Genomic DNA, 14,931 nt, shown 5'->3' on the forward strand with positions numbered 1-14,931 from the left:
GGGGAAACAAAAGATGAACAAAGCATTTGGGAAAAAAGGACTCAAACTTTGTACGGCACTTATGGCTGTTGTATTAGTATTTACAGGTTGTGGATCGAAAGGTAATTCTGACAGCTCCAGTAAAGAGTTAAGCTCCATTGAAGGCCGTTATACTATAGATCCGGAAACACCGGCATGGAAGCTGGATACAAAAAAAGAAACAACAGATCTGACTTGGTACGTGAATGCAGACTGGTGGAATACTGATTTCGGAAAAGACCTTGTCACCAAGAAAATTAAAGAGGATTTAAACATCAACATTAAATTCATTACAGGCGATGACACTAAGCTGAATACGATTTTTGCCGGCGGTGAAATGCCAGATCTGTTGACTATTTTTGATTCCAACTCTCCAGTCGTACAAAAAGCTGCTACCTGGGCATTGCCTTTAAATGATCTGGCAGATAAATATGATCCGTATTTCAATAAAGTTGCAGAAAAAGATACGATGAACTGGTTCCAGTTAGCAGATGGCAAGACCTATGGATACCCTAACTATTCCAATACGCAAAACGATTATGATAGCGGTAACATCCCTGCTAAAACAGCCTTTGTCATCCGCAAGGATGTTTACGAAGCCATTGGAAAACCAAGCTTTGGAACTCCTGAGGAATTCAAGAGCGTTATGCAACAAATCAAAAAACAATTCCCGGACATGATTCCTTTTGGTTTTAACTCCATTGGTTCAGGCACTGGTTCTTTGGGAGATGTATTGGAGGATTTCATCGGAGTGCCGATGGAAACTGAAAATGGCGAATTCTACAACCGTAACCTGGATGAGGATTACTTGACTTGGTTGAAAACGTTAAATGAAGTTTACAGAAATGGTGACATCAGTGATGACAGTTTTGCTGATGACGGTACTGCCTTTGAAGAAAAAGTGAAATCTGGTAAATATGCAACAATACTTTTGGATGGAACCCCTCAACAAAGTGGTAACCTGCAAATCTTCATGACAGAAAATCCAGGCAAGGAATATATCGCTATTGATGGCCCACAAAGTACTGTTGGACATGAACCAACGTTGAATCAATCCGGAATTACAGGTTGGATGATTAGCTATGTTACTAAAAAGGCTAAGGATCCTGCAAAAGCGATTCAAATTTACACTTATTTGCTCAGCGACGAAGGACAAAAGCTCATGAACTACGGTATTGAAGGAGAGACCTATAAAGTTAATGACAGCGGTAAAATTGAATTCTTGCCTGAAATCAAAGACCTGCAATTAAATAATGCCGATAAATTCAAAAAAGATTACCGGATGGGCGAATTTATGTTCTTTGGACATGACCGTGATAAAGCGCTGAGTAATGACGCATTCGCAGATTCCATTAAACAAATGCAAGAGTGGGGCAAAGGAAAGCTAAAACCACACTTTATTCTTGAAAATATTAACCCGGCTCAAGGAACGCCTGAAGCTCGCAGTCTTACTGCAATTGATACTACTTGGAACACTACGCTTGTAAGTATGATCCGCGCTAAAGACGATGCTACATTCGACAGCACCTTGGCTGCTTACAAAACATTTTTGAATGATAACAACTGGGATAAGATTGTAGAAGTTCGTTCTGAAAAAATGAAAAACAACAAAGAAAAATTAGGCCTTAAATAAGTTAGATAATAGAATGTGGCCCCTTCACTGGGGCCTCTTCATAGAAAGATGGAGGGAAACAACATGCCAGAGCTTAAAATTTATCAATCCACCGGGGAGAATACATTGTTTGTAGAGCAAAGTCTGCAACAATTAACTCCAATTGCTGACGCAGAGGCGACCACTACTGTAACTATTGACGAGAATCAAACCTTTCAGGAAATGGATGGCTTTGGAGCATCCTTTACGGATTCATCCGCTTATTTGATTAATCAAGTCCTGGACAACGAACAGAAAAAGGAAGTCATGAGCAAGCTTTTTGACGCACAAGATGGAATTGGTTTGTCCGTATTAAGAAATCCAATGGGGGCATCGGATTATGCTAGAGATATTTATAGCTATGACGATAGACCTGCACAGGAAACGGATACGGAATTAACCCACTTCTCTATCGCACATGATGAAGCAGACATTATCCCTTTGTTGCAACAAGCTCTGGAAATTAACCCTGAGATCAAACTGATGGCTTCTCCATGGAGTGCACCAGGTTGGATGAAGACTAGCGGATCGATGATTGCTGGAGAACTTAAACAAGAATATTATCAGGCTTATGCCGATTATTTTGTTCGATATATTCAAGCTTTTGAAGGGCACGGATTGCCAACTTATGCTGTAACACCACAGAACGAGCCTTTATTTGAACCCAAACACTACCCTAGTATGTTAATGTTGCCTGAGGCGCAAAAAGATTTCATTAAAAACTACCTGAAGCCTAGCTTTGTTAAGCATAACATCGCTACAAAAATTCTCTGCTACGACCACAACTGGGATCGTCCAGATTATCCGTTAACCGTGCTCGATTATGCAAAAGATGAAGTAGATGGTGTAGCTTGGCACTGGTATGGTGGCAATGCGTCAGCGCAATCAGAGGTTCTGAAAGCTTTTGCTGATAAAGAAGTGCATTTTACAGAAGGTTCTGGTGGAGAATGGATTCCTCCGTTTGAACAAGCCTTCTCCAATGTAATGAGAACAGGGATTGATATTCTTAGAAATCATAGTAAATCCTTTGTGTTATGGAATATGGCCTTAGATGAAAAGAACGGCCCAACCGTACCGGGTTTTGGCAAAAGTACTTGTCGTGGTGTTGTGACAGTCAACCAAGAGACCAAGGAGCTTACGTATACGCTCGACTATTATGCGCTGGCCCATTTCAGTAAATTTATTCGTCCGAAGGCTGTGCGCATTGACGCCTCCACCAATCAAGAAGTGATTCGTTCCGTAGCTTTTAAGAATACAGATAACTCTATTGCAGTTGTTCTGTTCAACGATAGTGAAAAGGCTGAGAATGTGGCTTTGAACTTGCCGGGAGCGGATGAATTATCTTTCCGTTTGGCGTCAAAAAGTGCTTTATCCATTTTGATAAAATAATTAGAGGACGTAGCTCAGAAGCACTCGAATCTTGATTCGGGTGCTTTTTTTTATGAAAATAATCGTATAAAAAATGTATGTTCGGTAAGCTTAGTTTTGAATTTACGGATTTTCTATAATAGTAAATAAAAATGGCAGTCCAGAGCTGAAGTTCAGCGTCTGGACTGCCATTTATTTTTTGTGTAATTGGATTGCGAGTTCTAACGTTCTAAACGGTAACCACCGTGAAATACAGGACCCACATATTCATTAAACGCAAATCCATTACGAATGGCTGCGGAGACAAAATCTTTAGCTTTTGCAACAGCTTCATGAACCGTTAAGCCATTAGCTAGACCGCCTGTAATTGCTGCGGCAAAAGTACATCCAGCTCCATGATTGTGAGCGGGTTCGATTTTGGCTGTTTGGAATACAGTGTACTCAGAACCGTCGAAGAAGATATCAATCGCTTGATCGCCGCCGAGTGCTTTGCCGCCTTTAACCACGACATTACGTGCACCGAGCTTATGAATCAGACGGGCAGCTTCTTTCATTTCCTCAAGGGTAGTAAGTTTGCCAAGACCTGAAAGAACACCTGCTTCAAACAAGTTTGGGGTGACCACAGTTGCTAGTGGTAGCAATAAGTCACGAATAGCCTCAGCGCTGTCAGGGTTCAAGACTTCATCTTCACCCTTGCACACCATAACTGGATCAATAACTACATTAGTCTGAAGATTTTCTTTGATCGCTTGCTCTGCAACGCGCACAATTTCAACACTTCCAAGCATACCTGTCTTCATGGCATTAACCGGGCCACCAGCGAAAATAGTTTTTAACTGCTCAGCAACAATGGAGGCATCAATTGGATAAACATTATGGTGCCAGCCGTTGTCCGGGTCCATAGTAACGATAGTGGTCAAGGCACTAAAGCCGTAGGTACCATACTCTTCAAATGTTTTTAGATCCGCTTGGATGCCTGCGCCACCACTGGAGTCGCTGCCTGCAATAGTTAGAGTTTTAATAATTTGAGTCATGGTTACGTCCCCTTTATATATGTCTGAATTCATAAACAACGCATTGCATTGATTATAACAAAAAATAGCACCTACGTCTTTCTAAAAGCAAGAGTAAGGTTGAAAATACCTTCCTCTAAAAATTCCCACCCTTAGTCCAGCCTCTCTGCGTTTGGGTCAGCAATGAAGAGCGGTCCATGATTATCTGTAAAGAACTTTATGAGGGTCTCCACTACTTCCTGCTGTGGGGATGTTTGAGCTTGATGTATTCCGATACTGCGGAATAAATAACCCCATTCTCCCTTATCGTAATAGGCAGCACCCTCATCCTGATAACCATTCGCGTCTGCTTGAAGCGTATATCTGACCGTTCTTGCTTCAGCTCCAGCAGTACCTAAAATATGCTGTTCGCTAAACTTAAGCGGATTATTAATGGTAAATCCCAGCGCGTCAGCCCATTCGGCTTTTTCCGGAAAATAGGCTCCGATTGCAGTGATAGCACAGCCTATACAAGTCCAAGCCGTATCTGAATAGTGCATGTTTTGTTCCGGATGGTTCGGATCCTGAAAGGTAACTCCATAAGAACCGTTAGCGCCGACAACCGCAGTAGCCTGCCATCCGGCAGGAGCGAGTAGAAGATAACCTCCACCGATATCAGGGCGGTAGACCAGCGTTGCTTCTACTTGGTTTTTCATGTCTTGAGATAAAGCAAAGGTCATTTCAGGTATGGGGGGGATTTCTGTATTTACATATTCGTCACCACTATCAATATTTAGCTGCGCGAGCGTAGTGTGCAGTGGAATGATGACCTGCCCATTATCGGGATCACTGCTAGGAAATTCGAGCATTTCTTGAGTGGAGCTATGTTTGTTATCTGCTTCATTATTAGTTTGTGCGTTGGTGGATGTAGGTGGTGTGGTAGGTGTACCCCAGTCGAGCCCTTTATATCCAACCAGCAGCACTAGTACAATTACGACGCATAATATTGAAGTTAAGATCCAGCCGTTTCTAACACCTCTTCGTTTGGATTTCATATATGTTGTACCTCCTTTGATCTTACTTATATAGACCTAAGAATGGAGTGGAAAGTTTCTTACATAACCTTTATATTTCTGAAGTTCTTCATGATCGGGCGGGATAGAGAGGGAGTCCGTTTCTTAAACCCTGCATATCAATATAGAAAGAATTTCAAACAAAGCGTGTAGGAGGGCGAGTATGGTTACGATTAGTTTATGTATGATAGTACGAAATGAAGAAAAAAGCTTACACAGATGTTTGTCTACCATTACAAGTCTCGTAGATGAAATTGTTATCGTGGATACAGGCTCGACGGATAAAACGAAAGAGATTGCGTTGTCCTTCGGAGCTGTAATTTATGATTTTGAATGGATTGATAATTTTAGTGCCGCACGTAATTTTGCCTTTAGCAAAGCTACTCAGGAGTACATTTTGTGGCTTGATGCGGATGATTATATAAAGGAAGAGGATCAGATTCTTTTTAAAAAACTAAAAGAAATCCTGCCAGGACATATTCACAGTGTGAACATGCAATATAATCTGGCTTTTGACGAAGCGGGAAATGTCACAGCTAGTTTACGCCGCAACAGGCTGGTTCGGCGCAGCTGCAACTTTCAATGGATTGGGCCTGTTCATGAGTATTTAGAGGTAAGTGGTCCTTCTTTTAGTAGTGATGTCTGCATCACACATGAGAAAGATAAGGAATACACAGATCGTAATTTGCGGATTTATCAAAAACGAGTTGCACAGGGTGAAGTATTTTCGCCGAGAGACCAGTATTATTATGCGAATGAATTAAGGGATCATGCTATAAATGAAGAGGCTTGCAAATACTATGAGATTTTCTTAGCGGGTGGGCAGGGCTGGATTGAAGATAATTTCCAGGCTTGCCTAAAGCTTGCCGAATGCCGGGAACGGTTGGGGGATAAAGACGGTGCATTTGAAGCGTTATGTAAAACCTTGCAGTATGATAAACCACGGTCAGAGTTCTGTTGCCGACTGGGGGCACTTCTGCTGGAAAAAGGCCAGTTGCATCCAGCCGCATACTGGTATGAGCTAGCGATTCAGCTACCGCGGGATAACGATTCGATGGGGATGAAGAATGGGATCTTTTATACCTGGCTGCCGCATCTTCAATTGGCACTTTGTTATGATCGTCTCGGCCAACACGAGAAGGCGAATCATCACAATGAAACGGCGTTGAGTTTTTATCCATCCCATCCTAGTATGTTATACAATCGCACCTATTTTAAAAATCTGCTTGGCGATAAATATGTAGCGCTTCAGGCTTAATTTAGTAAAAGAGATGCCCCAGCCGTTCTGATTATGACTGCTGGGGCATTTATGTTTTTTTTGGAGCTTGCAAGATTACTGGCAGTGGGGAACCTTCCCGTGATCCCCGGCAAGCTTCGCGGATTTGCTCCAGATTTCCGCGTAGGAAGCAGCTATCGGACCCAGCTGACCTTAAACGTTGCTTTATGCCACATTTGGAATTCTAACGGACCGCATAGTCGCTATTGACCATAAACACACTCGATTTGGAGCAATATCTCAGGAATAGCTGCACTGGAGTCCGAAACTGTGCTCAAAAGGCGATAAATGGGCAAATAGCGTCATCTGAGTCCGGAAGCACCTGAGGCGAGAGTGGGGCGGGTGGTTACTGGATGTAAGAGTGAGGTCGGGGAAATGATTCCCCGGCAAGCTTCGCTAATTGGCTCCAGATTTCCGCGTACGAAGTAGCTATCGGACCCAGCTGACCTTAAACGCTGCTATATGGCACATTTGGAATTCTAAGGGACCGCATAGTCGCTATTGACCAGAAACACACTCGGTTTGGAGCAATATCTCAGGAATAGTTGCACTGGAGTCCGAAACTGTGCTCAAAAGGCGATAAATGGGCAAATAGCGTCATCTGGGTCCGGAAGCACCTGAGGCGAGAGTGGGCCGGGTGGTTACTGGTTGTAAGAGTAAGCTCGGCGTAAATGACTCCGGTAGTGTAGGAGAAAAGGCGTGGCGGATGATTACTGGGTGTAAGAGTAAGGTATGAGGTGTAAGATTCCCGGTAGCGTAGGAGTAAAGGTGCGGTGGATGATTACTGTTTGCAAGAGTGAGGCGGATAGTTACTGGTGGGGTCTTGGTCTTTTCCCTTGATCCCCGGCAAGCTTCGCTAATTAGCTCCAGATTTCCGCGTAGGAAGTAGCTATCGGACTCAGCGGACCTTAAACATTGCTTTATGCCAAATTTGGAATTCTAACGGACCGCATAGTCGCTATTGACCAGAAACACACTCGGTTTGGAGCAATATCTCAGGAATAGCTGCACTGGAGTCCGAAACTGTGCTCAAAAGGCGACAAATGGGCAAATAGCGTCATCTGGGTCCGAAAGCACCTGGGGCGAATGGTTACTGGATGTAAGAGTAAGGTCAGGGGTGTAAGATTCCCGGTAGCGAAGGAGTAAAGGCATTGCGGATGATTACTGTGTGTAAGAGTAAGCTCGGCGTAAATGACTCCGGCAGTGTAGGAGTACAGGCGTGGCGTATGATTACTGGGCGCAAGAGTAAGCTCGTAGGTGGATCATTATCAGCAGCGTAGGAGTAAAGGTAGACAGTAATTAATATTCAGAAGATATCCCAAAGAGGGTAACCAAGCATCCATGAACTAGATGCTTGGTTACCCTCTTTTAGTAAGCTGGATTGTATTGTTGTTCCTTTTTATAATCGTTTGGAGGGAGACCTACCTCTTGTTTGAAAAGCTTGGAGAAATAGGAGTAGTTGCTATAGCCGACTTTGTTCGCGACGGTATATACAGACATATTTGTGGTTTCTAATAGATGTTTCGCAGCAGCGATTCGGACGTGGATGACGTAGCTTCCTAATGAAACCCCAGTTTCTCGTTTGAATATCCTCGCCAGGTAATCAGGATTGAGATAAACAATTTCAGCCAAATCATTTCGGGTCAGATCATCGCCGTAATGTGAATGAATGTATTGTTTGATTTCTTCTGCGACGGACTTAGGCTGGGCAGCAAAGTCACGATATTTCATGGCTGTAGTGACAAGGTATTTAAGATATTCTTCCATATCCTCGATTGAATCCAAAGAGTGCATAGATAATTTATCATTAGTTTTGCCAGAGTATAATTTGTGCGATCGTATCCCTTTCAGATTGAGAAATGAATAGACTAGCTGAACTACATCTAAACGGAACAAGCTAAGGACAGAGGTCTCAAGTGTTCTATTGTTAAGCATGACCTTTAAATATTGTGTAACTTCTTCAAGAAAAGCAGTGAATTTATTCTGGTTCAGCAGCTCTTCCAAATAGGCAAGATCCGGTGGTGTATAGCCCGGTTTATTTTGCTGCAGATAAGCCTCCACCAAAAAGGTCTGATTTCTGCATCTCGTAATTTCTTCATCCATAGTCAGGGATTGTTTTAGAACATTCCCTACATTACTCAGTTTATCGTATAAGCCAATATTGCAGCAGACATCACATTTTAAATAAGGATTCGCCTTTTGAATAAAAGAAGAACATAATGCTTCAAGCCGTTGCGTGTCTGGTGCCTGGTTCCATTTTAAAATGGCGATCCAGTTATAATCTCTATATTCCAGAATGCTTTCGATGGTAAAACAAGGGTGCTGAAACAATTCGTACAATACATTTAGCAGGGCAAAATCAAACAGATCCTTTTCTTCTTTTCCCATGCTGCCATTGTAAGGGAATAAGTTAAATATCAAAGGCTGTAGAGTATCGCTCATTTGATAGGAGAGGTTTTGTTCTTCAATGGCATGTGTGATGTCTGCCAACTTAATCGGAAATGATGTACTGCCACTGACTAGCTTCCGCCAAAAATGCTCAAGAATCTTCGCCTGATTTTTTTGCCAAAAGTAAGCGCCCTGAATGGCTTTTTCGTTTTTTTGCTGCTCTTTTGCTTGGGTGACCGCCTTTTGGATGATCAACATCAGCTTGTCAAATTCAATGGGTTTGAGGAAATATTCAAAGCTCTGCAATTCGATTGCTTTCTGCGCATAGTTGAAATCTGCATAATTGGTAAGAAGAATAGTCTGAATACTATAATTTCCCTCGCGAATCCATGCCAGTAATTCCAGTCCGCTGCCCTGCGGCATTTCAATATCTGAAATCAGAATTTGAACAGAATGCTTTTCTATTATTTCACGTGCTTGAGCGACATTATTAGCCGTATAAACAGTATCAATGTGGAGTGATTCCCAATCTATTTTCTTTTGCAATGCGGCAATAACATAAAAGTCATCATCAACAAGCAGTACATTCATAGTTTGCTCTCCATTCATTTAGATTTATTAGGAAGCTTCGGAAGATATAAGATTACACTAGCGCCGCCGCCCTCCAAATTGGAGAAGGTGACGGTTGCTCTTTTTAAATATAGGTACTCTAGTCTTTTAAGCGTATTCATAATGCCGATTTGCGTACCTTTACTTTGATCCAAGGGCTCTCCAAGATTAAGTTTCTCTAACACCTGAGGTGGAAAACCGGGACCGGTATCGGTGAGCTGGATAATGAGCATTTCTTCTTCCTGCTCCATCTGTAATCGTTGTACTGTAAGTCTGATCTCGGCTTCATGTTCGCGTGAAATCGCATATTTAATTGAATTTTCGATAAAGGTTTGCAGCACTAACGGTGGAATTTCCACACTGCCTGCCTGATCCTCTTGTTCGATGTAATAAATAAATGCGTCCTGATAACGTTGCTTTTGAATCTCCAAGTAGGTTCGGACATGCTCGATTTCATCCTCCAACCGGACAAAATTCTCGCCATTCTGAAAAATGTAACGGAAATACTTAGAGGTAGACAACGTCATATTTTCAATTTCTTTATACATATGAATTTGCGCCATGCTATAGATGCTAGTCAGACAGTTTAAGAAAAAGTGTGGTTTAATCTGTAGCTTCATATAGTCCAGCTGTATTCTTTGTTTCTCCAGTTCCTGCTCGTACATAGCGATTTTAAAGGTTTTGATTTGTTCAACCAAGCCTTTAAACTGAGTGTTTGCCTGTTCCAGCTCTATAATCTCACTGCTTTTGAAATCTGCGGGTTGCCCAGACTCATTAATGAAGGCAAGGTTATCGGAGAAGCTTTGAATCGGACCTAACACTCTTTTTTTGAAAAAGAGCAGAACAATGCATAACGTGGAGGTCACAATGAAGAACAATAACATAATAAGCAGCTGGGCAATCATGATTTTTTCGAATATGCCATATTTAATGACCATTTTGGTGCTGAAGGTGGTGTCTGAGAATGCGCTGTTGATGGTTGTACGCGATTGCAAAAGATTAGCGAATCCCCCATTTTCCGTTATTAACGTTCCGCTATTGGAGATCGGACTGGTTAAAGGCTGTTCATTCTCATCTACTAGAGAAACATAACCATTGGCGCCAAGATTAATTTGGCGTAGCGGCCGGATCAGATTATCTGCGGAGATCAGTCCAATTAAATAACGATTGTAATAGGGCACGATATTAATTACATAATAATGGTTGTTCACAAGAATAGGCGTCCATTTGGAATAAAACTTCTCATACATCTCCTTATCATCAATATAAGAAATAATCTTCTTTTTCAGCTCCCTGTAATCCGTATAGCTTACGCTGATCGGTGCGCAATTCAAAAAATAGGTCTCATTTTTCAAATAGTAGAAGAAGTTATACTCATGCCCGTAGTTTTTTTGCAGCTCGGTAAAGCGTTTGAACAGATTATCATTTGCTTTTAAGAACTCGATACTGTTGACCCCGTAAGTATTCATCGTTAGTAAGCTCTCATCGTTCCCAAGCGTCCAGCCCATATAGTGATTAATGTAGGCAAAATCATGATTAATACGATTGATGTAAAGCGCCGCAGTATCCTGCAAGTTTCGAGTGGACTGCTGCTTAACGATGGAAATGGAAGCGATGCTGATTCCTAAATCCAGAATAAGGACTGTGAATGAAACCAACATCATGACTTTTATATAATGGCGAATGGGGTAGGTTTTGTGTTTCGCTGTTTTTTTGATCATAAAGTCATTATAAAACCTCTGCGTGAAAAAAACATAAGAACTCGCTATCGATTTCCCTCAAAGTCCGGATAGCACATACAGAAGTCGGGATACTGTTATTAAATCTCCCCAAGTAGAGCATTTAGCTTTTGTGTTTTTTTGTAAGCGAATTCAAAGGTCTGGATAACCGTCTTAATGTGTCCGGAATACGAAAAAATAAGAAGTTATTATAAAGCTATTCAGATGCATTTTGATAAATTGAAATGGGGGATTAAGAGATGAGTCAACACAGTAAGAAAAAAACTGCAAAGAAATGGACTGTGGGTCTGCTGGCGGCTGCGATGGTATTTGGAATTGCTGGCTGCGGCGGTAACAACGGGAATAATGCAGCGACAAATGAAACGAGCAGCTATAACAAAGAAGGCCTGCCGATTGTGAATGAGCCTGTGACACTTAAAGTGCTGACTGTCCGTTGGGGGAGTATGGGGGACACCTTTACGCAAAACCAATGGCTGAAGGATCTGGAGAAAAATACGAATGTCAAAATCGATTGGCAAGTAATGTCCTCCAATGACTGGGGTGAGCAGAAGTCTATTATGCTGGCAAGTGGCACGCTTCCGGATATCGTTTTGGGAGATCAAACCTTTGGGGATGCCGATATCGTAAATAATCTGAGCTTTTTCCGGCCGCTTGATGATTATATCGAGCAAAATATGCCTAATCTCAAAGCAGCTATGGAAGAAACCCCAGAAATGAAAAAAATCAGCACATTTCCTGACGGGAAAATCTACTCCCTGCCAACAAGACTTCCTGCACGTCCAAAAAGCTCACGTCAGCCTGTGATTAACAAGACCTGGCTGGACAAATTGGGCTTGAAGGTGCCTGAAACGATTGATGAGCTTTATAACGTGCTCAAAGCTTTTAAAGAACAAGATCCGAATGGGAATGGAAAACAAGATGAGATTCCTTTTATTGAAATTGGTAATGACTTGATCAGTCCTTTCGGAATTGCCGATTTGAATAACAATAATATGATCATCAAGGACGGAAAAGCGATATATTTCCCTATTTCGGAGGAGTTCAAAGAAGGTCTCAAATGGGAAAATAAATTGTATGCGGAAGGCTTGCTAGATAAAGAGGTATTCACTCAGGACGATACGATGAGATCGGCTAAGTTCCAGAATCCGGATGCTCCAATCGTAGGCTTTACGTACCAATGGACTCCAGACGCCGTGTTTGGAAAATGGAGCGATCAATATGTGACGATTCCACCGATTGCCGGACCAGATGGTAAACGTTATACGATCGGGAATCCGATTGGGATGAATCTTAACCGTAATGAGCTGCTGATCACCACGTCCTGCAAATATCCTGAGGTTGCCGCACGTTGGGCAGATCAGTTCTATACTGACGAAGCGAGCATTCAGAATTTCTGGGGTGCGATTGGAACGGTTATTAAGAAAAACGATGATAGCACTTATACATTGATGGATCCACCAGCTGGAACCAGCGCAGATGCTTGGTATTGGGATCAATCGCTACGTGATTTTGGACCGAAATATGTGAGCCCATCCTTTGAATCGAAAATTGTCCTGAACCCTGAAAGTGGAGATGGACTGAAGCTGCAGCTGGATAAGCTGGGCAGTGAATATGTAACCACACCTTTCCCTAACGTAATGTACACTTCTGAGGAGTTCGAGGAGCTGCCAACCTTGACTACGGATATCGACAGCTATGTGAATACTATGCGGGCGCAATTTATTAGCAAAGGCGGAATTGACGAGGGCTGGGATGCTTATGTGAGCAAGCTTAATAAAATGGGACTTGAAAAGTTAGTTAAGATTCGCACGGATGCTTACAGCCGTTATATGAACGTGAAATAACCTATTCGTCTTTCGAAAAAGGTGCTGCCCTGCAGGATAGCTGTGGGGTAGCATTCTCTATTTTAAATAAGGAGGGGATGTCATGAAATCTAGTCCACTTCATTTCGGGCGGAAATTCGGACAAATCAAACAAAATTGGGGTCTCTATCTATTGCTTTTTCCTGCTGTAGTTCTGACGTTATTATTCGCGTACAAGCCAATGTACGGGGTGCTGATTGCTTTCAAGGATTATAGCCCGGCGTTGGGAATTGGAGGCAGCCCTTGGGCAGGATTCAAATACTTCGAGAAATTCTTTCATTCCTATCAATTTTCATCAACGATTAAAAATACACTGATCATCAGTGTGTACAGTCTGATTACCTTTCCGATTCCAATTATACTGGCGCTGATGGTTAACCAGATGAGACCAAACCGGTTCAGACGTTTTTTCCAGACGGTGTCCTATATGCCGCACTTTATCTCCACGGTAGTAATGGTGGGTTTAATGATGATTTTGTTCTCACCTAGCACCGGACTGCTGGGCAATATATATAGTCTTTTTGGAAAAGAGGCTCCTGATCTGATTGGCTCCGCTGGATTATTCAGCAGTGTATATGTTTGGTCGGATGTGTGGCAGCATGTCGGCTGGGACAGCATTATCTTTATCGCTGCGCTCTCCGCAGTTGATCCTAGCTTGTACGAGGCGGCAACCGTAGACGGAGCAAGCCGGATGCATAAAATTCGTTATATCGATATTCCGATGCTGATGCCAACAGCGATAACCTTGCTTATTTTGCGGGTCGGTGGATTGCTTGGGGTTGGTTTTGAAAAAGTGTACTTAATGCAAAATGACTTGAACATCACTTCAAGCGAAATTCTTTCTACTTATGTCTACAAAATTGGCTTGCTCAGCAGTCAATATAGCTTTTCCTCGGCGATCAACCTATTCAACACCGTTATTAATTTTATTTTATTGATCATGGTCAATCAGATTTCTAAAAAACTAAGCGAAAATAGCTTGTGGTAGAAGGGAGGAGAATTGAAATGGGAGGTTTAGAGACAGTTACTAAAGGGAATGTGGGGAAAATAAAGAAGAATCGTTCTTCGGATACTATAATGGAAATAGTGATGTATGTTATATCAGCAATTTTTCTAGTTATCTTAATCTATCCGCTATATTTTATCGTCATTGCTTCGTTCAGTGATCCTTCCGCGGTGGCGGGGGGGCAGGTTTGGTTATTTCCTAAAGGGTTCACCTTCGATGGTTACAAAGAGCTGCTGCGTCATGAAAATATTTGGATCGGTTACTGGAATACCATCATGTATACGGTGGTAGGGACGGCAATCGGTTTAATTGTAAATATTTCTGCGGCCTATGCGTTGTCCAGAAAGGATCTTGTGGGACGGAAATATCTTTCCCTGTTTTTCATCTTTACGATGTTTTTTAATGGGGGGTTAATTCCGACTTTTCTAACGATCCGTGATTTCCATCTGTACGACACATTTCTGGTGATGGTACTGCCTTTCTCCGTTGGGGTGTTTAACATTATCGTTGCCCGCACCTTTTTTCAGTCGAGTATTCCGGGAGATTTATGGGAAGCTGCACAGATCGATGGTTGTGGAAATCTTCGTTATTTTGTACAGATCGTTTTGCCACTATCGAAGGCTATTATTGCCGTACTGGGTCTATGGATCGCCGTTGGTTACTGGAATTCATATTTTAATGCCTTGATCTATTTGAAAAATCCTAATATGTATCCCTTGCAGCTGATTCTGCGAAATATTCTGATCACCAATCAGATGCAGTCGGGGATGGGAACCGGGGAAGCTGCGCAAATCGCACTACGACTCGCCAATATGATGCGTTATTCTGTTATTATCGTGGCAACGGTTCCGATCATGTGTGTGTACCCCTTTGTACAAAAATACTTTAACCAAGGGGTAATGATCGGCGCAGTGAAGGAATAGTACATTCAGCTATTTTACTAACATTC

General features: G+C 42.3%; 11 protein-coding genes. 7 read left to right on the forward strand and 4 right to left on the reverse strand.

Annotation, left to right across the window (positions count from 1 at the left end; translation table 11 throughout):
* Nucleotides 1–13: 13 nt before the first annotated feature.
* On the forward strand, nucleotides 14–1,651 hold the full coding sequence (locus MKY14_RS02010; protein ID WP_038569996.1) for a sugar ABC transporter substrate-binding protein: 1,638 nt from the start codon (nucleotides 14–16) through the stop codon (nucleotides 1,649–1,651).
* A 63-nt stretch (nucleotides 1,652–1,714) separates the two neighbouring features.
* Nucleotides 1,715–3,058 carry a glycoside hydrolase family 30 protein gene (locus MKY14_RS02015; protein WP_036689741.1) on the forward strand — a complete coding sequence of 448 codons (1,344 nt, stop codon included), beginning with the start codon at nucleotides 1,715–1,717 and terminating at the stop codon, nucleotides 3,056–3,058.
* Between the two features lie 200 nt (nucleotides 3,059–3,258).
* On the opposite strand, the gene thiD is transcribed toward MKY14_RS02015, so the two are convergent.
* Together thiD and MKY14_RS02025 are read right to left on the reverse strand one after the other, a co-directional pair.
* The gene (gene thiD / locus MKY14_RS02020; RefSeq protein WP_038570000.1) at nucleotides 3,259–4,071 is read right to left on the reverse strand and encodes a bifunctional hydroxymethylpyrimidine kinase/phosphomethylpyrimidine kinase; all 813 of its coding nucleotides are present in this window, start codon (nucleotides 4,069–4,071) and stop codon (nucleotides 3,259–3,261) included.
* A 131-nt stretch (nucleotides 4,072–4,202) separates the two neighbouring features.
* On the reverse strand, nucleotides 4,203–5,084 hold the full coding sequence (locus tag MKY14_RS02025) for a DUF4850 domain-containing protein (RefSeq protein ID WP_340012349.1): 882 nt from the start codon (nucleotides 5,082–5,084) through the stop codon (nucleotides 4,203–4,205).
* Nucleotides 5,085–5,265: 181 nt separating this feature from the next.
* On the opposite strand from MKY14_RS02025, the gene MKY14_RS02030 reads away from it, so the two are divergent.
* Both MKY14_RS02030 and MKY14_RS02035 read left to right on the forward strand, forming a co-directional pair.
* Nucleotides 5,266–6,360 carry a glycosyltransferase gene (locus tag MKY14_RS02030; protein WP_076280902.1) on the forward strand — a complete coding sequence of 365 codons (1,095 nt, stop codon included), beginning with the start codon at nucleotides 5,266–5,268 and terminating at the stop codon, nucleotides 6,358–6,360.
* Nucleotides 6,361–7,529: 1,169 nt separating this feature from the next.
* Entirely contained in the window at nucleotides 7,530–7,658 is a 129-nt protein-coding gene (locus tag MKY14_RS02035; protein WP_256715861.1) for a hypothetical protein, read from the forward strand.
* Between the two features lie 88 nt (nucleotides 7,659–7,746).
* Here MKY14_RS02035 and MKY14_RS02040 read toward each other — a convergent pair whose 3' ends face one another.
* Both MKY14_RS02040 and MKY14_RS02045 read right to left on the reverse strand, forming a co-directional pair.
* Nucleotides 7,747–9,357: a response regulator transcription factor gene (locus tag MKY14_RS02040; protein ID WP_340975664.1), complete on the reverse strand. Its 1,611-nt coding sequence runs from the start codon at nucleotides 9,355–9,357 to the stop codon at nucleotides 7,747–7,749.
* Nucleotides 9,358–9,371: 14 nt separating this feature from the next.
* The gene (locus MKY14_RS02045) at nucleotides 9,372–11,096 is read right to left on the reverse strand and encodes a cache domain-containing sensor histidine kinase (RefSeq protein WP_340975665.1); all 1,725 of its coding nucleotides are present in this window, start codon (nucleotides 11,094–11,096) and stop codon (nucleotides 9,372–9,374) included.
* A gap of 257 nt (nucleotides 11,097–11,353) precedes the next feature.
* Between MKY14_RS02045 and MKY14_RS02050 the strand changes: the two genes are divergently transcribed.
* The 3 genes from MKY14_RS02050 to MKY14_RS02060 all read left to right on the forward strand — a co-directional run bounded on the left by MKY14_RS02050 (nucleotide 11,354) and on the right by MKY14_RS02060 (nucleotide 14,905).
* Nucleotides 11,354–12,958: an extracellular solute-binding protein gene (locus MKY14_RS02050; RefSeq protein WP_076130367.1), complete on the forward strand. Its 1,605-nt coding sequence runs from the start codon at nucleotides 11,354–11,356 to the stop codon at nucleotides 12,956–12,958.
* An 82-nt stretch (nucleotides 12,959–13,040) separates the two neighbouring features.
* Nucleotides 13,041–13,964 carry an ABC transporter permease gene (locus tag MKY14_RS02055; RefSeq protein WP_076130366.1) on the forward strand — a complete coding sequence of 308 codons (924 nt, stop codon included), beginning with the start codon at nucleotides 13,041–13,043 and terminating at the stop codon, nucleotides 13,962–13,964.
* Between the two features lie 17 nt (nucleotides 13,965–13,981).
* Complete coding sequence (locus MKY14_RS02060; protein WP_076130365.1) at nucleotides 13,982–14,905, forward strand: carbohydrate ABC transporter permease; 924 nt, start codon at nucleotides 13,982–13,984, stop codon at nucleotides 14,903–14,905.
* Nucleotides 14,906–14,931 lie beyond the last annotated feature (26 nt).

Source organism: Paenibacillus sp. FSL R5-0887 (genome assembly GCF_038002305.1).
Lineage (GTDB): Bacteria > Bacillota > Bacilli > Paenibacillales > Paenibacillaceae > Paenibacillus_AQ > Paenibacillus_AQ odorifer.

Excerpts from the sequence above, each read along its gene's own strand:
- MKY14_RS02010 (WP_038569996.1), top strand. The coding sequence starts at position 14 with ATGAACAAAGCATTTGGGAAAAAAGGACTCAAACTTTGTACGGCACTT.
- MKY14_RS02015 (WP_036689741.1), top strand. The coding sequence starts at position 1,715 with ATGCCAGAGCTTAAAATTTATCAATCCACCGGGGAGAATACATTGTTT.
- thiD (WP_038570000.1), bottom strand. The coding sequence starts at position 4,071 with ATGACTCAAATTATTAAAACTCTAACTATTGCAGGCAGCGACTCCAGT.
- MKY14_RS02025 (WP_340012349.1), bottom strand. The coding sequence starts at position 5,084 with ATGAAATCCAAACGAAGAGGTGTTAGAAACGGCTGGATCTTAACTTCA.
- MKY14_RS02030 (WP_076280902.1), top strand. The coding sequence starts at position 5,266 with ATGGTTACGATTAGTTTATGTATGATAGTACGAAATGAAGAAAAAAGC.
- MKY14_RS02040 (WP_340975664.1), bottom strand. The coding sequence starts at position 9,357 with ATGAATGTACTGCTTGTTGATGATGACTTTTATGTTATTGCCGCATTG.
- MKY14_RS02045 (WP_340975665.1), bottom strand. The coding sequence starts at position 11,096 with ATGATCAAAAAAACAGCGAAACACAAAACCTACCCCATTCGCCATTAT.
- MKY14_RS02050 (WP_076130367.1), top strand. The coding sequence starts at position 11,354 with ATGAGTCAACACAGTAAGAAAAAAACTGCAAAGAAATGGACTGTGGGT.
- MKY14_RS02055 (WP_076130366.1), top strand. The coding sequence starts at position 13,041 with ATGAAATCTAGTCCACTTCATTTCGGGCGGAAATTCGGACAAATCAAA.
- MKY14_RS02060 (WP_076130365.1), top strand. The coding sequence starts at position 13,982 with ATGGGAGGTTTAGAGACAGTTACTAAAGGGAATGTGGGGAAAATAAAG.